Origin of the sequence: Flavobacterium gyeonganense (assembly GCF_029625295.1) — a bacterium.
In the GTDB taxonomy this organism is placed as follows: Bacteria; Bacteroidota; Bacteroidia; order Flavobacteriales; family Flavobacteriaceae; genus Flavobacterium; species Flavobacterium gyeonganense.
Genome location: NZ_CP121112.1, coordinates 314,209 through 337,604, shown reverse-complemented (window position 1 = coordinate 337,604; position 23,396 = coordinate 314,209). Strand labels below are relative to the sequence as shown.

At 35.5% G+C, this 23,396-nt stretch carries 16 protein-coding genes, 3 tRNA genes and 1 pseudogene; 10 read left to right on the top strand and 10 right to left on the bottom strand.

What is annotated here, in order from left to right:
• Position 1: 1 nt before the first annotated feature.
• Together P5P89_RS01245 and P5P89_RS01240 are read right to left on the bottom strand one after the other, a co-directional pair.
• Positions 2-607: an NAD(P)H-dependent oxidoreductase gene (locus P5P89_RS01245; RefSeq protein ID WP_278010385.1), complete on the bottom strand. Its 606-nt coding sequence runs from the start codon at positions 605-607 to the stop codon at positions 2-4.
• Positions 608-965: 358 nt separating this feature from the next.
• Entirely contained in the window at positions 966-1,952 is a 987-nt protein-coding gene (locus tag P5P89_RS01240; RefSeq protein WP_278010384.1) for an aldo/keto reductase, read from the bottom strand.
• A 113-nt stretch (positions 1,953-2,065) separates the two neighbouring features.
• On the opposite strand from P5P89_RS01240, the gene P5P89_RS01235 reads away from it, so the two are divergent.
• A complete protein-coding gene (locus P5P89_RS01235) occupies positions 2,066-2,911 on the top strand; it encodes an AraC family transcriptional regulator (protein WP_278010383.1) in 846 nt (281 codons plus the stop codon).
• Between the two features lie 147 nt (positions 2,912-3,058).
• Here P5P89_RS01235 and P5P89_RS01230 read toward each other — a convergent pair whose 3' ends face one another.
• The 3 genes from P5P89_RS01230 to P5P89_RS01220 all read right to left on the bottom strand — a co-directional run bounded on the left by P5P89_RS01230 (position 3,059) and on the right by P5P89_RS01220 (position 6,166).
• Positions 3,059-4,120 (bottom strand): SMI1/KNR4 family protein, encoded by a 1,062-nt coding sequence (locus P5P89_RS01230; RefSeq protein WP_278010382.1) that lies wholly within the window; start codon positions 4,118-4,120, stop codon positions 3,059-3,061.
• 39 nt (positions 4,121-4,159) lie between these two features.
• On the bottom strand, positions 4,160-4,921 hold the full coding sequence (locus tag P5P89_RS01225) for a C40 family peptidase (protein ID WP_278010381.1): 762 nt from the start codon (positions 4,919-4,921) through the stop codon (positions 4,160-4,162).
• 66 nt (positions 4,922-4,987) lie between these two features.
• The gene (locus P5P89_RS01220) at positions 4,988-6,166 is read right to left on the bottom strand and encodes an acetyl-CoA C-acyltransferase (RefSeq protein WP_278010380.1); all 1,179 of its coding nucleotides are present in this window, start codon (positions 6,164-6,166) and stop codon (positions 4,988-4,990) included.
• Between the two features lie 240 nt (positions 6,167-6,406).
• Between P5P89_RS01220 and P5P89_RS01215 the strand changes: the two genes are divergently transcribed.
• The 3 genes from P5P89_RS01215 to P5P89_RS01205 all read left to right on the top strand — a co-directional run bounded on the left by P5P89_RS01215 (position 6,407) and on the right by P5P89_RS01205 (position 6,682).
• A tRNA-Ser gene (locus P5P89_RS01215) sits at positions 6,407-6,490 on the top strand.
• Positions 6,491-6,503: 13 nt separating this feature from the next.
• Positions 6,504-6,578 (top strand) — tRNA-Pro (locus P5P89_RS01210).
• A 30-nt stretch (positions 6,579-6,608) separates the two neighbouring features.
• Positions 6,609-6,682, top strand: a tRNA-Arg gene (locus tag P5P89_RS01205).
• Between the two features lie 82 nt (positions 6,683-6,764).
• Here P5P89_RS01205 and P5P89_RS01200 read toward each other — a convergent pair.
• Entirely contained in the window at positions 6,765-7,028 is a 264-nt protein-coding gene (locus P5P89_RS01200) for a hypothetical protein (RefSeq protein ID WP_278010379.1), read from the bottom strand.
• Between the two features lie 767 nt (positions 7,029-7,795).
• Here P5P89_RS01200 and P5P89_RS01195 point away from each other — a divergent pair.
• The 3 genes from P5P89_RS01195 to P5P89_RS01185 all read left to right on the top strand — a co-directional run bounded on the left by P5P89_RS01195 (position 7,796) and on the right by P5P89_RS01185 (position 12,974).
• A complete protein-coding gene (locus P5P89_RS01195; RefSeq protein ID WP_278010378.1) occupies positions 7,796-11,116 on the top strand; it encodes a LodA/GoxA family CTQ-dependent oxidase in 3,321 nt (1,106 codons plus the stop codon).
• Positions 11,016-12,110, top strand: a complete 1,095-nt coding sequence (locus P5P89_RS01190; protein WP_278010377.1) for an NAD(P)/FAD-dependent oxidoreductase — start codon at positions 11,016-11,018, stop codon at positions 12,108-12,110. The genes P5P89_RS01195 and P5P89_RS01190 overlap by 101 nt, the downstream gene beginning before the upstream one ends.
• A 570-nt stretch (positions 12,111-12,680) precedes the next feature.
• A complete protein-coding gene (locus P5P89_RS01185; RefSeq protein WP_278010376.1) occupies positions 12,681-12,974 on the top strand; it encodes an AAA domain-containing protein in 294 nt (97 codons plus the stop codon).
• Between the two features lie 228 nt (positions 12,975-13,202).
• Here P5P89_RS01185 and P5P89_RS01180 read toward each other — a convergent pair whose 3' ends face one another.
• On the bottom strand, positions 13,203-13,769 hold the full coding sequence (locus P5P89_RS01180; RefSeq protein WP_278010375.1) for a DUF417 family protein: 567 nt from the start codon (positions 13,767-13,769) through the stop codon (positions 13,203-13,205).
• Between the two features lie 69 nt (positions 13,770-13,838).
• Positions 13,839-14,693 carry a helix-turn-helix domain-containing protein gene (locus P5P89_RS01175; RefSeq protein ID WP_278010374.1) on the bottom strand — a complete coding sequence of 285 codons (855 nt, stop codon included), beginning with the start codon at positions 14,691-14,693 and terminating at the stop codon, positions 13,839-13,841.
• 204 nt (positions 14,694-14,897) lie between these two features.
• On the opposite strand from P5P89_RS01175, the gene P5P89_RS01170 reads away from it, so the two are divergent.
• Entirely contained in the window at positions 14,898-16,997 is a 2,100-nt protein-coding gene (locus P5P89_RS01170; RefSeq protein ID WP_278010373.1) for an alpha-L-fucosidase, read from the top strand.
• A gap of 145 nt (positions 16,998-17,142) precedes the next feature.
• Positions 17,143-19,056, top strand: a complete 1,914-nt coding sequence (gene nagB, locus P5P89_RS01165; protein WP_269236716.1) for a glucosamine-6-phosphate deaminase — start codon at positions 17,143-17,145, stop codon at positions 19,054-19,056.
• Between the two features lie 115 nt (positions 19,057-19,171).
• Here nagB and P5P89_RS01160 read toward each other — a convergent pair whose 3' ends face one another.
• Together P5P89_RS01160 and P5P89_RS21750 are read right to left on the bottom strand one after the other, a co-directional pair.
• Positions 19,172-19,885, bottom strand: a complete 714-nt coding sequence (locus P5P89_RS01160; protein ID WP_278010372.1) for a LytR/AlgR family response regulator transcription factor — start codon at positions 19,883-19,885, stop codon at positions 19,172-19,174.
• 66 nt (positions 19,886-19,951) lie between these two features.
• Positions 19,952-21,008: pseudogene (locus P5P89_RS21750) on the bottom strand (sensor histidine kinase).
• Positions 21,009-21,130: 122 nt separating this feature from the next.
• On the opposite strand from P5P89_RS21750, the gene P5P89_RS01150 reads away from it, so the two are divergent.
• Positions 21,131-23,371 (top strand): GH92 family glycosyl hydrolase, encoded by a 2,241-nt coding sequence (locus P5P89_RS01150; protein ID WP_278010371.1) that lies wholly within the window; start codon positions 21,131-21,133, stop codon positions 23,369-23,371.
• Positions 23,372-23,396 lie beyond the last annotated feature (25 nt).

Sequence of the window (23,396 nt, the reverse complement as noted above, 5' to 3'; positions counted from 1 at the left end):
ATTATAAAGTTTTAAAAATTTCTTTTAAATGATTGGTATAATTTTCTTTAAAGATAACAATATTTTCAGGTGTTGCGCCTTTTTCGACATCATGAAAATGAAATCCGTTTACTTTTTGCATGCCTGTAAATTGGTTCATTTTGTGGAAACCAAACATCACACCGTCGTCTACAGAAGTTTCGTTGAAGAATTCGCCAGGAAGTGTAAAAGCGGTTGCAGGCGCGTTCCAGCTTGTGGTAAGCATGTATTTTCGTCCGTGTAAAAGTCCGCCGGTTCCGTAATTGATGTCGGGATTTACGCGACTTCTTCCGTCGCTTTTGTAGATTCCTTTGTTATGACCTTCTGTGAAAACGTCGTCGATGTATTTTTTGAAAAGGTTTGGTAACTGAAACCACCAAACCGGTGTGTGGTAAATGATTAAATCTGCCCAGACGAATTTTTCCACTTCTTCCTGAAGATCAATTTCGTTTTCGATATGAGTTGTTTTTATTTCATATGTACTGTCTTTTGAAAGAAATTCAACTGTCCAGTCCTGAACGGTTTGGTTGAATTGTCCACCTGAATGTGCGAATTTCTGTCCGCCATTAATTATAAATATCTTTTTCATTTTTAATTGTTCTTGTGAAAACGGATTTGTGAGGGATTGAGGCGATATCCTTTTGTGGAATGAAATGTAGCAAAAGATATAGCCGAAAGCCCGACCCGGAGGGACACACCCAAATTATTTTAATTGTTGTGAATTTGTTTTTAATACATAGAAACATAGGTTTTAAAAACTAGTTTTTCGCATAAAGTTCTCAAAGTTTGTCATTCCGAGGAACGAGGAATCTCCGTAAGTAGCTCCGCATAGAGAGTCGCTAATCTTTGTAGAGTTTCTCGCGAAGATTCCTCGTTCCTCGGAATGACAAGATTGAGCAGACTATGTTTGTTTACAAGGAAATTCTATGTTTCTATATGTTTAAAGATTATTTTATTTTAGCAATTGCCTGATTGATAAACTCTAATTCTGAAGATGATAAATCGAAATCCATTGTTTTGGCGTTTAAAATGGCTTGTTCTGCGTTTCTGGCGCCGGCTAAAACTATTGCAATTCCTTTTTGTAAAGTCGTCCAGCGTAAAACTAACTGCGAAATTGAAACGTGTTTTGAATGGGCTAAAGAACTCAATTCCTCGATTAAGGTTTTCACCTGCTGAAGATCGAATTTTCCGAAATAACCATTTCTGTGGTCGTTTTCTTTTAATTTGCTGTCTAAGAAATATTTTCCAGTCAGTAAACCTCTTTCCATAGGGCTGTAAGCGATGATTCCTATGTTTTCTGCAAGAGTAAACGGAATTAGGTCATCCTCAATTTTACGGTTCAGCATACTGTACGCAACCTGATCAGAAACAACCTGAACTGTTTTTTGCGCTTCCTGAATTTGTGAAATATTATAATTACTTACTCCGAAAGCTCTTATTTTTCCCTGCTGAATTAGCGTTTCAACAGCTTCCATGGTTTCAGAAATTGGCGTTGTAACGTCTGGCCAGTGAATTTGCAGTAAATCGATATAATCGGTTTGAAGGCGTTTTAAGCTTTCTTCGATTTCTTTAATTACGTTTTGTTTAGATGAATATTTGTAAATCGGCACTTTTTTCCCGTTGTCATCGGCATCGAAAAAGTAATCGCCTTTTCCTTTATTGCTTCCGTCCCAAACCAAACCGAATTTAGTCAATAACTGAATTTTTGAACGATCGTGACTTTTGACAGCTTCGCCAATCATTTCTTCGCTTAAGCCGAATCCGTAAAAAGGCGCAGTGTCGATTGTGGTAACACCATGATCGATTGAAGCGTGAATGGAGTTGATTGAATCTTTCTTATCTGTTCCTGCCCACATAGTTCCGCCAATTGCAAAAGCACCGTAAGTGATTGTTGATAATTCAAGTTCAGAGTTGCCTAATTTTCTATATTCCATGATGGTGATTTTTTGTTTTAAATTAATAAGGCAAAATTATACTGTTTTAATGGTTGTTAATTGGTATATTTTTGTCTTTTTTAGGTATATTTGCATCTTCAAATAATTTCTACATGAAAAAAGAAAATTTATATGAGCCTTTTACGGTTTCGTTTGAAACACTGGATGAATATCCGGATGTAGGCGATCGTCATAATTTTTTTGAGCTGGTTTATATTTTGGAAGGTACAGGTTCGCAGTGTATCAACAAAAATATATTTAGGTATGATCTGGGACATTTGTTTTTATTGACGCCTGAGGACTGTCATAATTTTACAATTGAAACCGAAACGAAATTTTTCTTTTTGAGATTTAATGATATTTATTTGAAAAATTCGAGTCTGCAGAATGAAAGTATTCAGCGATTGGAATATATTCTTCAAAATGCAAACCATCAGCCGGGCTGTATTTTAAAAAATGATCCTGATAAATGCCTGGTGAAAGTGATGATTGAAGCCATTTGTAGAGAAAAGAAAGATAAGGATATTTACAATCAGGAACTGATTCAGCAATTGGTCAATACACTGATTATTATTGTAGCGAGAAACATTGCGAAATACCTGCCTGAGCAGGTTAATATTGATACTGAGGCAAAAGCGATGGATATTCTGCAATACATTCAAAACAATATTTATTATCCGGAAAAGATCAAAGCGGAATCAATCAGCGATTATTTCGGAATTTCGAATACGTATTTAGGGCGTTATTTTAAGAAACACGCTAGCGAAACGATGCAGCAATATATCAGCAATTATAAAACCAAATTAATTGAACATCGACTTCAGTTCAGCGATAAACGTATTAATGAAATTGCTTATGAATTTGGTTTTACGGATGAAAGCCATTTTAATAAGTTCTTTAGGAAGCAGAAAGGGTATAGTCCTTCTGAGTTTAGAAAGACAATTCGGTTGAGTGCTTAAACACGGATTGCACTAATTATTACTAATTTTTTTGAAAAAGAATTAGAAAGATTTTCTTTTGCCGCTTATTATTTGCTCTCGCAGATTTTACTGATTTAAAGAGATAAAAAAATCTGCCCGATCTGCAAAATCTGCGAGAGAAAAAATTTAACTCTCTTTTCTAATAATAAAATCAAAATGTTCCGTTTTGCCTGCTTTTAAATTATTGATTTCGTTTTCAATCAATTCTTCTAATGAATCGGCGACAATGTTTCGTTCCCAGGATTCATTTTGAAGTTCTATTATTTGTCCAAATTTTCCTTTTGAAGCCGGATCTGTGTCGAAGAGTAAATAATCACCGTTTCTTCCTGTGGCAAAAGGAATCCATTTTGGATTGGCGTAGTTGTCAGTCTGGATTTTATCGAAATCTATTTCTTCTTGTTCCGGGAGATCGTCTTCCTCAAATTGTAAATCTTGTATAGATTCCCATTCTTGTTTAATATCCTGAAATGGAATAAGATCGTAACTGAAATTATTTACGCCAAACTGAAAAGCAGAAGTTACGGGGTCATAATCTACGTTTTGAACTTTATAGAAGTTTAATAGAGCAGGAGGAATGGTTATATCGTCCTCAAGAATTGTATGTTTTTTTATGTCTTCTTCGGTAATTCCGTCTGTAATATTGTAGTAATCATTGTCTGTTGAAACAATTTTATTGATTTCTGAAATCCATTCCTGCCATAAAGGTTTAAATATTTTGAACTCTTCATCAACAGGTAAATGTATTTTGGGAATCGTTACTTTTTCTTCGTATGATGAAATATCCAGAGCAGTTATTTTGCCATCTTCTTTGTCAAACCAAACACTGATTCCGTTAAGAATGAAAGCGCCGCTTCTGTCACCTTTAAAAAGTTTTACGGGTTTATTTTTACCGGATTTGTATAATTCGAATAACTCCTGACCATCAAAAATAAATTCTCCGGTAAAGATGCTTTTTGCACAATAATCATATTCCCTAATCTCAAGTTCAACGGCAAGACTTTCTGCTTTATTTCCTTCTTTGGAAAAAGCGATAATTCCCAGATCGTCCCAGGTATAAGTGTGATTGTATTTTTTTTTGTTGTATCGGTAATCTCCTAAAGCTTGTTGTAAAATTGTAATGTCAATTGGAAATTCAAGAGTTATATTATTAATCTGAAAGCCTGTTTTGGATAATTCAATTTTGGTCATTTTGCTCTTTTAGAAGTTGCTATGTGAAAAAACGGAAATCTAGATAATCTTTTTTATTACTCTAAGGTTATGCGTATGTTTTTTTAATTCGGGATTGTAAATTCCTAAGTGGTCTAAGCGGTCAATGCGAACTTTTCCACTTGCGTGAATGATGTAGTTGTTTTCCATTATGATTCCGACATGAATGATATTTCCTTCTTCATTATCAAAAAAGGCGAGATCTCCTGGTTCACTTTCTTCAATAAAGCTTAAAGGTTCACCATCATTTGCTTGCTGAGAGGCGTCGCGATGAATTTTATAACCATTTAATTTGTAAACCATTTGTGTAAAGCCCGAACAATCAATGCCAAAAGGTGTTTTTCCGCCCCAAAGATAAGGAGCATTCAGGTACATAAAAGCAGTATTTATTATGGCGCTTTTAGGCTTTATACCACTCGTTTTGGTTCCTTCAAAATCAAAATTTGAAGTATTGATTTCGCTGTTGTTTAAAAACGATAATGAAGCTCCAAGCGGAATAGGAAGCAATAAATTATCCGGTGCTGTGATATAATCAATTAAATCGGCATTTAAGATAATGGCTTCTTTACTTAACTGATTAAATTGTTCTTTGGTAATTTCCTGATATTGTTTAGAATCTACCCAGCCTTCGTAATCATCAAACTGAATCCTGATTCGCGCCCATTGATTTTTGCGTTCTAAAATTTCGATATGTTCTCCAAATAAAAGTTGTGTAACGATTTCACTCCTGTCACTTGCTTCAGATCGAACTGGTACTATGGCTAAATTGCAAATTCCGTACATGTATGGAAATTTATAAGTTAAAAATCAGGAGTTATTCGATTTATAACTCCTGATATGAATATTTATTTAAGCTCTCTCAATAACAATGGCAGATGCGCCGCCGCCGCCGTTGCATATTGCAGCAGCTCCGGTTTTGGCATTGTTTTGTTCTAAAACGTTTAGTAGTGTAACGATGATACGTGCTCCTGAAGCACCCAGAGGATGGCCTAAAGAAACTGCTCCACCGTTTACATTTACTTTATCATTATCAAGATTTAAGATTTTTGCATTGGCTAATCCAACAACAGAAAATGCTTCGTTGAATTCAAAATAATCTACATCTGAGATTGAAATTCCGGCTTTATCTAAAGCTTTTGGAAGTGCTTTTGCAGGGCTTGTAGTAAACCATTTTGGCTCCTGTGCCGCATCTGCATAGCCTTTAATGTAAGCAAGCGGTTTTAAACCTAATGCATTTGCTTTTTCTTCAGACATTAAAACTAATGCTGCAGCCCCGTCATTGATTGTTGAAGCATTAGCGGCAGTTACCGTTCCGTCTTTGGTGAAAACGGCACTTAACGAAGGTATTTTATCCAATTTTACATTAGTGTATTCTTCGTCTTTTGAAAATATAATCGGTTCACCGCGTCTTTGCGGTACTTCAACTGGAATTACTTCATTATCAAATTTTCCGGCATCCCATGCTTTTGCACTTCTTTCATAAGACTGAATAGCGAAAGCGTCCTGTTCTTCACGGCTGATGCTGTATTCAGTGGCACATAAATCAGCACAAACTCCCATTGCGTTGTTATCGTAAGCATCTGTCAAACCATCCTTCTGCATTCCGTCCAGCATAGTTGCAGGGCCAAATTTATTTCCGGCACGCATTTGTACGTAATGTGGAATCAAACTCATGCTTTCCATTCCTCCGGCTACTACAATTTCAGCATCTCCGCAGGAAATTGCCTGAGCAGCGAACATGACAGCTTTCATTCCGGAGGCGCATACTTTGTTTACGGTTGTGGCAGCAACTTCTTCAGACAAACCGGCAAATAATGCTGCCTGACGAGCCGGAGCCTGTCCAACGCCTGCCTGAATTACATTACCCATGAAAACTTCATCGACCAATTTTGGGTCAAGATTAATTTTTTGGAGCGCTCCTTTTATGGCAGCGGCTCCTAATTTTGGTGCGGGTACGGTAGATAAACCTCCCATGAAACTTCCGATAGGTGTTCTAACGGCAGAAACGATAACAACTCTTTTGTTCATGTTCTGTTTAATATTAGTTAGTAAAGCAAATTTACTGTTTATTTGAACAAATTCAAATTTTGTATGGAATAGGGCAGATTTTAAATTTAGATGATTTTTTTGTTAATTCTATTTGTTTGATTGTGAAGTGTTTTTGGAAAAAGATTGAAAAAAGATTGAAAAAAGCTCAAAAATAGTTGTGAGATATCGAATGTTGTCTTACATTTGCAACCGCAAAACGGGAAACAATTCCTTGAGCATGGAGAGGTGCCAGAGCGGTAATGGAGCAGATTGCTAATCTGTCGACGGGTAACCGTCGCCAGGGTTCGAGTCCCTGTCTCTCCGCTTAATTTTGCCTCGGGGTGTAGCGTAGCCCGGTTATCGCGCCTGCTTTGGGAGCAGGAGGCCGCAGGTTCGAATCCTGCCACCCCGACAAAACTTTGCCATAAGTTTAAAAAGAAATGGTTCCATAGCTCAGCTGGATAGAGCAACGCACTTCTAATGCGTAGGTCGAAGGTTCGAATCCTTCTGGGATCACTTGAGAGGATAATCGTAACTGATTATCCTCTTTTTTTTACGTTATTTAATTTTTAAGATTGATCCGGATCACAAAATACAGCTAGTTTCTATTAGATAAGTTAAGAAAGCTTTCGTCTGTATGCTCGTTTAAAATAATCAGTTTAATGTGAGAAAGAAAGATTAATGAATTCATTACCTTGGTTTTATATTCAATTTCGGCAGAAAGCAAATCATTAGCATCACCTACTTTCAGATCAGCAGGATAAATGAGGTTACAAAGTTCTTCAAAATGAAGTGACTGTCCTTGATTTTCGGTGAGACAGCGGTAAATTTTTGCAGTCAGGTGTAGTGAATTAGTATTCATAATATTGTGTTTTATAAATATATACGGAATTTAGTTAGACGCGGTTTGGTAAAGCCTGTTTTCCTAAGTGTTCTTATAAAATGCTGAGAAGAACGTCTCTGACTTCGCACTTTCAATATTCTGTTTTGTCATTTTTTAGTCTAATTTTTTCTTTTTTACTGAGACGTAAAGAATTAACTCAAACATATAAATAAGTACTGTATTTGAATATAATTGATATCCTGGTTTTTGAAGTTCAGCTGTAATGAACTTTGAGACATAGCGTTTTAGGAGGAAATAAATATTACTCTAATTTCTTCTTTGACCATTTCCATTTTTGCCGTTCGGAAGCATGTTGGTATTTCCAATTATCACAGTCGCCTAGCATACACCAACACTTTTTACACATTAGAAGCTTGTTATTTTAATTTTTGAGCTACTTCAGTCATTGTTCACTTTCGAAACTTAACAGGAAAGCTTCCAATTTCAAATAAGGACATACAAAAGGGACGAACCACATTATTCAAAACCGTAAATCAACTTTTTTGAGGTTCTGTACCTAAATAAAACACTCTTGTGACATTTAGATGTTTTTTACTGAATAATTTTTCAAATTTTGGAGTATAAATAAACAGATAAAACTATCTAATCTCAACTATAAGATAAGTTTGTATTTGTAAGTTTATTATTATTAATAACAGTTAACGATTGCCCTATTTTGGTTGTCATAATAGAAGATAATCATAAGATTTCCACTAACTATCGTAACTAACCAATAATTATAAAATATGGACAACAAAAAACGAATCATTGAAAAGCCTACTGCAAACAACGTAAAATGTTGGGACAGTACCGGCAGTACTGAAATGGTGACACAGCGACTGAAAGAGATGTTTGTAGAAATGGGCCAAAAAACACGAATTGAAAAAGGTCAGAATCCAGCGGAACGTGCTGTTTTTAGAAAACAACATGGGATTACTTATGGTCAATTTGTAATTAATGAAGATATTCCTGAAAATTTCAAAATAGGCATTTTTGCCGGCTCTCGTTATGATTGTGCTGTTCGTTTCTCCAGTGATACGGGTACTACATCACCTGACTTACACTCCACTATTGGAGTCGGGTTGAAATTGTTTGGTGTAGAAGGACCGAAGCTTTTTGGGGAAGGCCCTACTGCCGATTTCATTTTTCAGAATATTGATCGATTTTTTGCTCGTGATGCACAGCAAATGTGCACGTTTACAACTGCCGGTGTTATTGACAGGGATTATGATACTTATATCAACAAACATCCTGAACTGGCTAGTATTCTGCAAGCTATGCAAAAAGAAGAAGCAAGTGTGTTAAGTACTGGTTATTGGGCTATTTTGCCTTTTCAGCTAGGCGAAAATCAAATTGTTAAATACCGTTTAGTTCCGGAGGACACTTATAAAGGAGCTCCTTTTGATGATGATAATTATTTACGACTGGATTTAGAAAGACGTTTACGCAATGGGGTTGCTGCTTTTAGATTTGAAATCCAATTGCGTACTAACGATGCGACCATGCCTCTTAATGATGCACAGGTAGTCTGGAATACAGAGGAAAGTCCGTACATCTGTATTGCTAAGCTGCATTTACCACAACAAGATATAACAGCGATTGGTCAGTCTGAATTTGGAAGCAATCTTTCATTCAATATTTGGAGAACTTTAGAAGCTCATAAACCTCTAGGCTCAATTGCAGAGGCACGTAAAACAGTTTACGCGGCGAGTGCAGAAACCAGGCATCAGGCCAATGGACAACAGCTACAGGAACCTAATGCTATAAATCCACATTTTAGGGGTAATACAGACGAGGATAGTACTTGTATTGTTAGAGCCGGTATTTATCCCCCTATTGGTGTGATGCGTGTGGGAAATAGTGAAGAAGAGTATTTCATAGGTCCTTTAGTAGATGAGCCAGAAGCAAAAGAGGATGTATATGCTTATCGCGACAAAACAGGAGCCATCAAACGTCAGGCTGCACAGTTTCGCATTTATGGTTTCAATGCTGCCGGAAAAGCGATTAAGGAGCTCACTATGGAAAATGCTAAAATTACCTGGCATTCGCATTTGGCCAATCAAAAAGCATCCTGGTATCAGTTCCAGATTGCCTTAGATATTCCGGATGCTGCCGATCCTAATGTTCCACCTTCTTTATTGAGAAATATTGATGTAAAAGACCGCAGCCAGTTATTGATTGACGGTGGTGGCGAAAGTATTTCAAAACCTAATGTCACTGAAGGAAAAAAGTTCACAGGTAAGTTCATGGGCAAACAGGTTTATTTAGGAGAAATGCATACCGATGAAAAAGGACGCTTAATAATGCTGGGCGGTCATGGTAAATCGAAAAATATCAATGGCGACAGAGCCATTACCTTTGCCAACAATGAAGGCTGGTATGATGATATGTCAGATGGGCCTGTTACAGCTACAGTAGAATATGATGGAGTAGCTCTTAATGTAGATCCTGCCTGGGTAATTTGTGCTCCACCTGATTATGCCCCTATGCAAAAATCGGTTCGTACGATGTGGGATTTAATGCGGAGTGTTGCTGTAGAATCGGGAATGTTAGTAAGACCAGCAAGACCCTCTTTCTGTAAAGATATCTTGCCTATTTTTGAAAGAATGACCAACTTGCAATGGGTAAATGCAGGATTTGCAGCAGCTTTTGGATGGGGCGGACAATTTAATTATACCAGCGTAGCATGGGTAAAAAAACTAAATGACCCTTCTTCTGCCAACTTAGAAATGCGTCGTACTATATCCAATAATTTCCGTAGGTTTGATCAGTCCGGAGCAGAAGCCCCACAGCTATGGCCCTGGTTATATGGTGATGCGGTTGCGATCCCTACTACAGGTTCTGTGCGGCAGCATTCTACTTTATCTCATTTGCAACTGGAGTTTTTAGATCAATGGGTCAAAGGTGATTTTGATGCTGATTTTGTAGACAAAACAGGATGTCCTTATGTTCCGCCTGTTAAAAAAATTGATGACTATCCTATTGCTGAACAACCGGATATGCTAACTAAAGCAGCTATGGATTTCTGTCTGGCAGATGCTTTCCATCCGGGCTGTGAAATGACCTGGCCTATGCGAACTTCTGGTATGTATATGGCTCCTTTTCGATTGAAACATGCTCCAAAAACACCAAAAACCGATTATCATTATTATGGGTCTACTATGAATAGTGATGTCCTGACTTTGCCTGCTGGTCCTTTACTAGGAGGTCAGGTACCAGGCAGTGTAACCAGATGGATGGCTATTCCCTGGCAGACCGATACAGCAAGCTGCAGAGATGGTTATACTACTGCATACGATCCTTATCTGCCAACATTTTGGCCTGCAAGGGTTCCAAACAATATTTTGAGTGAAGAGCGTTACAAAGAAACTTTAGATACGTATTTAGCAGAAGAAACCCGTATAGAAGCTTTTGCATTTCGTTATTTTTGGCTGGATGATTTGCCTTTAGATGGCGAAGCGCCAACACAGACCAATCAGATCAATGCAATGGTGAAATATTTTGACAAGTTAGCAATTGTGCAGCCACGTCAAGGTGTACCTGATAATGCTAATTTTCCACCAGAAATGCAAATTGGTGTAGTTCCTAATGAAGAACAAAATCAACTGTTGTTACAAGAGACAGAAGCCCGATTAAGAAAAATCTTAAATAACAATAAACACTTGAATAATAAGGAAGAATCCTTGCTACATACTACTCTCGAACATTTATCTAATGAAGGTTTGTTTACTGAACAAGTTGTAACAGAAAGTACTCGCGAACAACTGCTGAAATTGGTTGAGGACAAATTGGTTCAGGATGAAGCATTAGCAAACGAAGTTGAAAAACTGGTTGATTTATTAGCTTCTAAAGTACATAAATTTACTAAAACAAGAACGGTTCCTCATTCCAGACAACCTAGAAAAGATGTGGGTGTTCCTGAACAGTTGGTACGTTTCCAGCGTTTTATTCCAAAAAATATTAGGTTTGGCAACAGAAAAAACAGATATATTAATTATAGGTGGTGGCATTGCAGGTTGCATTGCCGCCATTTCTTTGATAGATACCTATCATGTAACATTAGTTGATAAACTTCCTGAACCTATTGAGCGCATTGGGGAATCTTTAGCTTCTGCTTCGCAACGTATTCTAAAACAATTGGATTTATTAGATGGTTTGGAAAATAAAGTAGGCACTTTGTATCAAAAAAACGTTGGTATGCAGTCCTATTGGGGAAGTAATCAGGTACATCTTGTAGATGATTTAAGAAATCCGGATGGTTTTGTTAAAAATTTGGACCGACAGGCTTTTGAAACCTATTTAAGAAGAGTTGCAGACAGCCGTGGAGTCCATTGTTTATGGGATTTCAAACTGTATAATAGTTCTTATGAAAATTCTCGTTGGGAGGTGCAATTGAGAGCTAGTGATGCCTCTTTATCTGTTTCAACGATTTCTGCCTCTTTTGTTATTGATGCAAGTGGGCGCCAATCGCATTTTGCAAAAAGCCTTGGCATTAAACGGGAAGTCAAAGATAAATTGATTGCTTGTTGGATTACTTTACCTAATACACGTACCAATATCATGAGTACTATTTCAGCCAGTGAAAATGGTTGGTGGTATAGTGCTGTTGTTCCTAATAACAAACGAGTAGTGGCTTTTCATACTGATGCTGATTTAGTGGCTAAAAATGAACTTAAGACTATTGCCTCTTTTTTAGAATTGGCAAAAGAAAATCCTGTTATTTTATCTTTACTAAAAGAACATAAAAATGCTATTGTTTTTAAAGGTTCAGTTGCTGCTAATTCGACTAAATTAGAAAAAGTAGCCGGGCAACAATGGGCTGCTTTAGGTGATGCAGCATTAAGTTTTGACCCATTATCTTCTCAGGGCATGTACAATGCAATGGCCAGTGCCATGCAATTGCAAGCTTTACTATTACAGTATGGCTTTACTGAAACACTTCAAAAAACACATACAGAACAAACAGAGCACATTTGGCAACATTACCTAAAACATAAAAGTATTTTTTACCAGACAGAAACCAGGTGGAAAACTGCTGTTTTTTGGGAGAGACGGTTGTGATGGTTACGTTTGTTTGAGTTGTTCTTTCCAATACAGAGAAATCAGGCAGTAATTGTGGGTGATATTAAGCAAATTGAGCCTGTTTGGAATATAACTAATAAAATTGATATTGGGAATTTAAAAAAATGAAATATCATTAAAAGTTATGATGATTCTATTTATGAAAAAGAGTTTGTTCCTAAAGGTTTTCCTGCTTCAACTGTAAGTATAATGAAAATGGGCTCAAAATGCCAGTAATATTAGATAATCTGGCACAAAGGAAAAGGTATTATGTTGGTTGAGCATCGTCGCTGCTTTGATGAGATAATTAATTATTTGCAATGTATTAGCATACGATGGAAAGTTGATTTCACTTGAAGGACCGGCAAAAAATGATTTACTATTTCCTCCAATGTATTGTATTCATGTGAAAGGAAACTCTATTGTGAAAAATTCAAGTCGTTACAGTGAAAACGAAGTAATTGCAATAGTTAATTGGCTATTTCAGAACAAAAGTAAGATTGAAGAAAAGTAGGGAAAAGTTGAGGATTCTATTGGTATTATTACTCCTTTCGTTGGTCAAAAAACACTTTGAGATACGCATTAAAAAATGCAGGATTTAATGTTGATAAATTAAAATTAGGAACAGTTGATACACTTCAAGGTGCAGAAAGATTAATCATTTTGTTCTCAATGGTTTATGGGAAAAGTGATTCTGGTACGATGTTTTTTGATAGGGACAATAAACCAAATATGCTAAATGTTGCAGTTTCACGAGCTAAAGATAATTTTATTGTTTTTGCAAATACAGAAATACTAGACAAAAGAAGTAAAAATCCATCTGGTATACTATCAAATTATTTGACTTATGAAACCGAAAAGTAATTTCCTATTACAACATTTAGACATTTTTGGTAGTTAACTACAATCTTATTTTATTAATTTCATATTATTAAATATCTTAAAAAGATACGGCTAATATTTTTAAATCTTTTAATAAAAGGTTCGAATTTTGCCGAATGACGTTCACATCAAAATCAACTCAAATGAGTGTTTTTTTAAATTCAGTTTTTTGGGATCAAAAGTTGAGAACCCCAAGCTAAGTAGGTTGTGTTATGATCCCTTTCTTTTTAGATAAAGCGCTGCAGATTCACTCATCGTTATTAATGATGCGCCAAGTATAACAATATCTTTAAGAACCAGTCTTCCTCTTCCTGTTAAGTAAGGGAAGCCAAATTGATGATCTGTCAGATGAGGAACCCAGCTTTCGGGTGTAGTAATTAAAAATGAAAGTGTTCCGATGGTGAGTATAAAAACCAATATACTGCCAATCATACTGGCCAGTGGTGCCCAATTATGAATTGCAATCAAAAATGCAATGCCTATCAACAAAATACCGAGACCATTTGAAAAAACGTAAGTGTTATTGTTTATGTGCCACTGGTGATTTTCAGCAATTAGTTCACCTTCTTTGTTTGTATAATTTTGATAATCTGAAGGGGTTTCGTAAAAAAAAGACATAAATGGACTGTTTGCTACAAAGGGTACAATTCCATCAGCTTCGTAAGTGAAGAATTTGAGTCCGCCAATCCACAGAAAAACAATAACGATGCCTGCTCGAACCATCTTTTTTCCGGCTTTGTCCAAATTTGCTATTGTGTTTAGAATGCTACTTTTCATTGTTTATTTTTTTATAGTTACAATGCAAAGCTAATTCAGTAAATTGATTGAAAGGATGGACAAAAAATGTTATTCCTTAGACAAATCTGCTACAATGGATATGCCGGTGGTTTTTCTAAACATTTGAGGTGACATTTTTGTCATTTTTTTAAATACACGACTGAAATAATATTCGTCCTGGAATTTTAAAGCAAATGCAATTTCTTTAATGCTCAGTCTTGTAAGGTGAAGATGTTTTTTAGCCTCAAGAATTAAACGTTCCTGAATCAGTTGTGTTGGTGTTTTACCAAAGCGATTATTACACTGTTTGGTAAGGCTGTTTGGCGTAATGGATAACAATGATGCATAATCACCAGGTTTATGCAGGGTCAGGAAATTTTCTTCCAGCAGTATTCTGAAATGATCCATTTTTTCGTCCTTCTTCAATTTCAGTCTGTCTGAACTGTTCATCTTAATACTGCTTGACTTGGCTAGAAAAAGCTGTAAAAGCGCCCGAAGTACAATTTCTGAGGGTTCTCTCTGCAGTAATTCCTCAGCAATATTGGCTGTTATCTGCGTATAAAAGGTATGCTGTTCATCCGTTAGTTTTACAGAAGGTTCCAGATAAATATTATTGAATAACAATCCGTTGCAGGCTACCTCATTTCTGTGAAATTCAATACAGTAAAAGTCTCCGTGAAATTGTAAAGTTGTTGAGGTTATTTTTTTAGTTTCTCTGATATAAATGCACTGCTGAGGTGTAGAGAAAAGTACAACAGGAGCTTTAAATGCAAAAGAAGCAAAGTCTGCATGATAAATTCCTTCACCTTCACTAATAAATATAACAGTATATACACTAAATTGAACAGGGCTATCCAGTAACTGAGTTTTTTCAAATTCCAGGCCAAGTAATAGTGTTCCGTTATCAGAATATATCCTGTTCATGATTCTAATTGTGAGATGCTGACAAATATAATTATATAATGATTAAACTGAATCTAAAAATAGAAGGAAGCTATCATGTAATAAAGAATGACTCCAATACTCCTTTAAAAATGTTGTTGGTCGAAATAGTATGAAACAGAATATTGATTTATCTTAAATTTATATTTTAATTATCTTACTAACAAAATATTAATTAGAGTTCTAATGAAAAATATTTTTTTATTTCTGAGTTATTTTTTAATAATAATGCCAATTTGTTCTCAGGAACTCGTGAAACCTCCCGAGCCATTTGGTCCATTGCCAACACACAAACAACTAGATTGGCATGAAATGGAATTTTATGCTTTTGTTCACTTCTCTTTAAATACGTTTACCAACAAAGAATGGGGTTATGGAGATGAATCGCCGGAATTGTTTAATCCAACAGCTTTAGATGCACGACAATGGGCCCACATTGCCAAGGAAGCAGGAATGAAGGGAATCATTCTGGTAGCTAAACATCATGATGGTTTTTGCTTATGGCCATCAGCTTACACAGAACGTTCTGTCAAAAAATCTCCCTGGAAGAACGGAAATGGTGATGTTGTAAAAGAATTAGCAGCAGCCTGCAAAGAATATGATTTAAAATTAGGATTGTATCTTTCGCCATGGGATAGAAATCATGCTCAATACGGAAAACCTGAGTATATTACTTATTTTAGAAACCAGCTAAAAGAGTTGCTTACTAATTATGGGGATGTTTTCGAAATGTGGTTTGATGGTGCCAATGGAGGTGATGGGTATTACGGTGGAGCTAATGAAACAAGAAAGATCAATACGCTGGAATACTACGATTGGGATGAAACCTATAAATTAATTTACAAAACTGCACCTAAAACTTTGGTTTGGGGAGTTGGTCCTTCAGAAGCGAGATGGATTGGAAATGAAGAGGGACGTGCCGGAAAAACCAATTGGTCGCTTTTACGCCAGAAAGATGAATTAGCTGGGAAAGTTCATTATACCGAATTTATGTCGGGGCATGAAGACGGCGAAAAATGGGTTCCGGGAGAAGCAGATGTTTCCATCAGACCCGGATGGTTTTATCATAGTATTGAAGATGATAAAGTACGCTCACTTGATGAAATGGTTGATATTTATTATGAATCCATTGGCCGTAATGCGAATTTATTATTGAATCTCCCCGTTGACAGAAGAGGTTTGGTTCATGAAAATGACGAAGCGCGATTAAAAGAATTGGTATCGACCATAAAAGCCGATTTTAAAACGGAATTATTAGCCGGGACAAAAGTTTCTGCTGATAATGTAAGAGGAAACAGTTCTTCATTTGCAGCAAAAAATGTAACAGACGGAGATAGAAATACTTACTGGGCTACAGACGATAATGTAAAAAAAGCTTCAATTGTATTTGATTTTGGAAAACCTGTAGCGATCAATCGGATTCTGCTTCAGGAATATATAGAATTAGGACAACGCATTAAGGCTTTTACGGTTGAAGCCAGGATTGATGGAAACTGGAAAACGGTTTCCAATGAAACCACTATTGGCTATAAAAGAATTTTAAGGATAGACAGAATTAAGGCCTCGGCACTTAAAATAAACATTACCGACTCAAAAGCGTGTGTTGTAATTTCGAATATTGAAGCTTATAATGCGCCAACTTTTGTGAAGTCTCCTGTCATTGGGCGTGATAAAAGTGGAAATGTATCTATGAAATCTGAAGAAGGTAATAAAATTTATTATACTACTGATGGTTCTGAGCCGTCTGTAAAAAGTAACTTGTATAAACAGGGTTTTAAGTACAATAAAGCAGTAGTGATAAAAGCTATAGCAATCCATAAAAATGAAAATAGCAGCAGTGCAGTCACAACAGCAAAGTATGGAGTTTCAAAAGAGAAATGGAAAGTTGTGAGTGCCTCGAGCGGAAACATGAAGTCGGTAGATAGGATAATAGACGGAAACCCTGATACAGACTGGAATTTTGGTGGCGGGAGTAATAAATTTTCGGAGGAAGTAGTGATTGATATGGGAACCACGATCAAAATAAATGGCTTCACTTATATTCCCCAGCAAGTCGGAAATAATCTTAACCTGATATCCAAATATGAGTTCTATACCAGTTTAGATAATATCAAATGGACCATGCAATCTCAGGGAGAATTTTCGAACATTAAAAATAACCCCATAGAGCAAGTAAAGACATTTACGCAAAGCAAGGCAAGATATCTACGATTTGTCGCTAAATCAAATGATGCAAGAAAAGGTCAGGTATTTTCTATTGGTGAAATAAATGTAGTCGAAAACTAAATACAAACCAACAATAAATGACGATTCCTCTTTTTTGTTTCCGATTTTGTCTTTTGCCGAAGCTAAGAGGTTATTAGTCGAATTTTTAATTTTACAGATAGATGAAGTGTTAATTTTATACTATTATAATTAAAGGAACAGGCAAATGATTAAAGAAGGTATAAATTTTAAAGAAGCTGGAAAATTTGAAGAAACACGATTTGAGAAGATTCACAATGTAATTTTCGAATCATCTCAGGAAGCTTCTGTATTAGTAGCACAGGAAATAGCAAACATAATTCAAAGGAAGGAAGAATTAAATGAACCTTGCGTTTTAGGATTAGCAACAGGATCTTCACCGGTTAAAGTTTACGAAGAGCTTGTAAGACTGCATAAAGAGGAAGGTTTAAGTTTTGCTAATGTGGTAACTTTCAATCTGGATGAATATTATCCAATGGAAAGAAACAATATTCAGAGTTATTGGCATTTTATGCACGAGCACCTTTTTGATCATATTGATATTTATCCCGAAAATATTAACATCCCTGACGGAAATATCAGTAATGAAGATTTACAGCAATATTGTATCGATTATGAAATGAAAATCAAATCATACGGTGGTTTAGATTTTCAGCTTTTAGGAATTGGAAGAACAGGTCACATCGGATTTAACGAGCCTGGATCTCACGTAAATTCAGGAACAAGAAGCATTACGCTGGATCATTTGACCCGTATTGATGCAGCATCTTCATTTTTAGGAATCGATAACGTACCCCGAAAAGCCATTACAATGGGAATTGGTACTGTAAAAACGGCCAAAAGGATTGTACTTCTGGCATGGGGAATAAGTAAGGCTGAAATCATTAAAAAAACGATTGAAGGAGAGATTTCTGCACGAGTACCTGCAACCTATTTGCAACAGCACAGTAATACCACATTTGTTTTAGATACGGAGGCTTCATCAGAATTAACGAGAGTAAAAACACCATGGCTGGTAAAATCAGTAGTGTGGGATGAAGAGTTAAAACTGAAAGCTGTAGTCTGGTTAAGCGAATTAACGAAAAAACCTTTTCTTAAGCTTACTGATAAAGATTATAATGACAACGGAATGTCAAGTGTCCTGAGTGAAGAGGGAACTGCTTATCATTTAAATATTAAGATGTTTAATAAAATGCAGCAGACTATTACTGGCTGGCCCGGAGGAAAACCAAATGCAGATGATACTTACAGACCTGAACGCGCAACTCCGGAAAGAAAAAGAATTATCATATTCAGCCCGCATCCTGATGATGATGTGATTTCAATGGGAGGAACTTTTGACAGGCTGGTAGATCAGGGACATGATGTTCATGTGGCTTACCAGACATCCGGAAATATTGCGGTTTCTAATGAAGAGGCATTAAAATTTGCTGAAATTTCGAAGGCATTAAATAAAAACTCCAGTGAATCTGAAAACATAATCAACTTTTTAAAGAATAAAAAAGCGAATGATATTGATTCATTAGAAGTTAGAAAATTAAAAGGACTAATTAGAAGGAGTGAATCTTTAGCGGCTACAAGATATTTAGGCTTACAGGATTCAAATGTTAACTTTCTCGATTTGCCTTTTTATGAAACAGGTACAGTTAAGAAAAATAATCTCGGTGAAGCCGATATAGAAATTATGTGCGATATTATCGAAAGAATAAAACCACATCAGATATATGCTGCAGGAGATTTAGCAGACCCGCATGGTACACATAAAGTTTGTTTAGACAGTTTGTTTGAGGCTTTAAAACGATTAAAGCATAAAAGTTTTATGGATGATTGCTGGGTCTGGTTATATAGAGGAGCGTGGCATGAATGGGAATCTTACCAAATTGAAATGGCGGTTCCAATGAGTCCTGATCAGGTACTGAAAAAACGTCATGCTATTTTCTATCATCAGTCTCAAAAGGATGGAGTAATGTTTCAGGGCGATGACAGTAGGGAATTTTGGGTAAGAGTTGAAGATAGAAACAGAATGACAGCAGAAAAATACCATGCTTTAGGATTAGCAGATTATTCGGCTATCGAAGCATTTAAGCGATATCATTTCTAGATTGTAAAATCTTTTTTAAAATATAATAAACTATTTCATGTGGTTTATTTTGGTTAGTTACCAATGTGAAAATGCAGTCGTTTATGACTGCATTTTTTGTTTTTTTTGCGTTTAACTATATAGAAGAATTTAATATTCGTTGTTTCACATGATCAATGTAAGATCTTCCAATAACATATCTCAATCCTTCAATCTCAATACTATTTCCTTCAACAGCATCTATTTTATCAATTGCAATCGTATATGATCGGTGTATTCTCAGGAAGTTTTTTTCGGGTAGTAAATCAGTAAAATCAGATAAGGTACTGTGAATTATGTATTTGCCTGTTAAAGTGTTTATTTTTAAATAATCTTTAAGACTTTCGATAACCAGAATTTCGTTGAAGAAGATTTTCTTCATTCTTTTTTTGTCAATTTTAACGAATATAAAAGGGCTGTCGGGTTGGCTGTCCTGAGTTCCATTCTCTTTTTTCTCAATCCTTTTACTTACTTTATTTAACGTTTTCATCAATCTCGGAAACTCAATTGGCTTCACTAAATAATCTAAAACGTCAAGTTCATAAGTTTCTATGGCAAACTGGCTGTAAGCACTTGTGATTACAATTAATGGAGGATTTTCAAGACTTTTTATAAAATTAATTCCATCAAGAACAGGCATGTTTATGTCCAGAAAAATAACATCGACATTATTATTTTTAATAAAATTCAGGCCTTCAATCGGATTACTGAAAGTATTTATTACCTCAAAATTTTCAAGTGGCTCTAAATAATTTTTAATAATATTAATTGCCAATGGCTCATCGTCTATAATCAAACAATTTATTTTCATTTCTTTAATCTTAGTTATTCGAGCGAAATAATTTTGCGGGCAAAATTAATAAGGAGGGTATTTGTTTTAAGTGACTTTAATTACAAGCTTTACGACAAAAATATTCTTTTTATTTTTAAAAGAAAGCTTGTAATCATTTTTATTATAGCCTAATTCAAGTCTTTTTTTACATTTTCGAGACCTATACCACTTGACTTGTTAAAATTGTCTTTATGCTGCGTAATTTCGGGTGTAGGATTTGAAATTTTGAAATGCAGATAGTCACCTTTTACATTAAAATCAATATCAATTTTTACTTTTCCGGTGTTTTTATTTACACCATGCTTAAAAGCATTTTCAATAAAAGTCAGTAATATAACCGGAGAAATTTCTTTATCATGAATATCTCCCGAGACAGACATGTTTACTTCAAGCCTTTCATCATTCCTGATTCGTTCCAGATCAAGATAATTTTGGATGCATAAAATTTCATTTTCTAAAGATTGTTTTTTGCCCTTTGTATCATAGAGCATATACCGCATTAGTTCAGAAAGCTTAAGGACAATTTTGGGTGTTTTGTTTGATTTTTCTACTGATAATGAATAAATATTATTCAATGTATTGAAAAAAAGTGTGGCGAAATTTGAGATTTAAGAAAAAGTAATTCGGTTTCTAATTGAGACTTTTCAAGATCGGTTACTCTTTTTTGTTCTTGCAAAAAATCAAATGTAATTTTGATTGCTGTTACAAAAGTGATAACATAGAGTTCTCCCATCATCATATCTATCGTATAATTGAGTGTTAATTTATCTATAGTCTCAGGTCCTTCAGGCCAGACGTTATGCGTTATTAATAAGTATGTAAGTTTGAATTTAATAACCACCATTAAAAAAATGGTTGATAAAACAGCCAATACATACAATAGATATCTTTTTCGATAAACCAGATAAGGCATGAAAATTAAAATATTCAGATAACATAATGTCATGTGAATTGGAAAGCCTAATAAGTTTGTTTTTAATGAATACAGGTAATCATTAAAATAGCTTCCCCAACGAAATGTATTAAATAAAAAATAAGTAAGCCAAAAAAAGAAGTGATAATGCAATGGTAACCGATAAGATTTGCCCGAATTTAAATTCATAATAATGATATGTTTTTATGATTTTTTGATGTTTATCCTAGTTTATATGTCGTCCGTCTAAATTACTTTTAACGAAAAGTTGAATTTGTTTAAATTTAAAATTAAATTAAGATTGTTTTTATATGAAGAATTTTACCCTGCTTTTTTTGGTTGTTATTTTAATTGCAAGTTGCAAAATAAATGTAAACAAAAAGCATCATCACGAAACACTTTTTACGGACCACGTTAATCCTTTTATAGGTACTGGTGGTCATGGGCATACGTATCCGGGAGCGACTCTTCCTTTTGGAATGCTTCAGGTAAGTCCTGATAACGGAATTTCGAACTGGGACTGGTGTTCAGGATATCATTATTCAGATTCTGTTGTGGCCGGTTTCAGTCATTTGCATTTAAGCGGAACGGGTATTGGTGATTTGGCAGATATCTTATTTATGCCAACCAATAAAAAACTTGATTTAACTGCAAAAACAGCTTCACGGGATCAATTACCTTATAAATCTAAATACAGTCATGTTAACGAAAAAGCAGCACCGGGCTCTTACCAGGTTTTTCTTGAAGATCCTAAAATCAATGTAGAATTAACTTCTTCACAAAGAACAGCATTCCATAAATACACATTTTCCAAAAACGATAAACAATCAGTCATAATCGATCTGGGATTTGCCATTAACTGGGACAAAGCCCTGAAAACGGGAATCACCATTGAGGATGAGCATACCATAAGCGGATATCGTTTTAGTACTGGCTGGGCAAAAAATCAGAAAGTATTTTTTGTTGCTAAATTTTCAAAACCAATTACGGAATCGGTTTTATTGGCTGATAAGCAGGTTATCGAAGGAAACAAAGCAGACGGAGAAAATACTGCAGCACAATTATTTTTAGAAAGCAGTAATAGCAATGAATTAGTGGTAAAAGTAGCCTTGTCATCTGTTAGTGCGGCTAATGCCAAAGATAATTTAGATGATGAAAAATCAACGTTCGACAATACAAAATCGCAGGCAGTTTCTATCTGGAATGCTGCTTTAAATAAAATTGAAGTTGAAACACCAGTAGATTCGTTAAAAACGATGTTTTATACTGCATTATATCATACAAAAGTTGCCCCTGTAACCTATAGTGATAAAAACGGTCAGTTTAGAAAAGAGGATGATCAAATTGTTAGAGCAAAAGATTATACCGCTTATTCGACCTTATCACTATGGGATACTTTTAGAGCCCAAAATCCTTTATTGACTTTATTGGCGCCAGACAAAACTTCAGACATTGTAAACTCAATGCTGACGTATTACGACGTTAAAAAAATACTTCCGGTTTGGACATTATATGCTAATGAAACCAATACCATGACAGGTTATCACTCCATTCCTGTAATTGTCGATGCGTATTTAAAAGGTATCAAAGGTTTTGATGCCGAAAAAGCATATCAGACCATGAAAACTACCATGATGCAGGACGAAAGAGGATTGAACTTCTATAAAAAATACGGCTACATTCCGTACAATTTATTAGACGAATCGGTAACAATTACTTTAGAATATGCGTATGACGATTGGTGTGTGGCGCAGATGGCAAAAGCATTAGGAAAAACCGAAGATTACCAGTTTTTCTTAAAACGTTCTCAGGCGTATCAATATTTATTTGATTCAAAAACAGGATTCATGAGAGGAAAATCAGAAGATGGAAAATCATGGAACGAACCTTTTGATCCTAAGCATTCTAACCACAGAGAACACACCGATTATACCGAAGGAAATGCATGGCAGCACAGCTGGTTTGTACCTCATAATGTCGATAATTTAATTTCGATTCATGGTGGAAATGAAATCTTTACAAAACGGTTAGAACAACTATTTACAGAAAGTTCAGAAATTACAGGAAACAATGTTTCGGCAGATATTTCGGGATTAATCGGACAGTATGCACACGGAAACGAACCAAGCCACCACATTGCGTATATGTTCAATCACGCGGGCCAGCCTTGGAGAACACAATATTGGGTACGCCATATTTTAGACACACAATACAATACAACACCAAACGGATTAAGCGGTAACGAAGACTGCGGACAAATGTCGGCCTGGTATGTTTTCAGTTCCATGGGATTATATCCAATGAATCCGGCTTCTGGCGAATACGAAATCGGAAGTCCAATTTTCGAAAAAGCCACCATCAATCTTGAAGGGGGAAAAGCATTTGTAATTGAAGCAGAAAATGTTTCGGAGAAAAATTTCTATATCCAATCGGCAACACTCAATGGTGTTCCATTCAATACAACAACAATATCACATCAACAAATAGTGCAAGGCGGAATTTTACATTTTGTAATGGGATCAGAGCCCAATAAAAACTGGGGAAAGAAGTAGTTAGTGTTCAGTTTATAGTTTACAG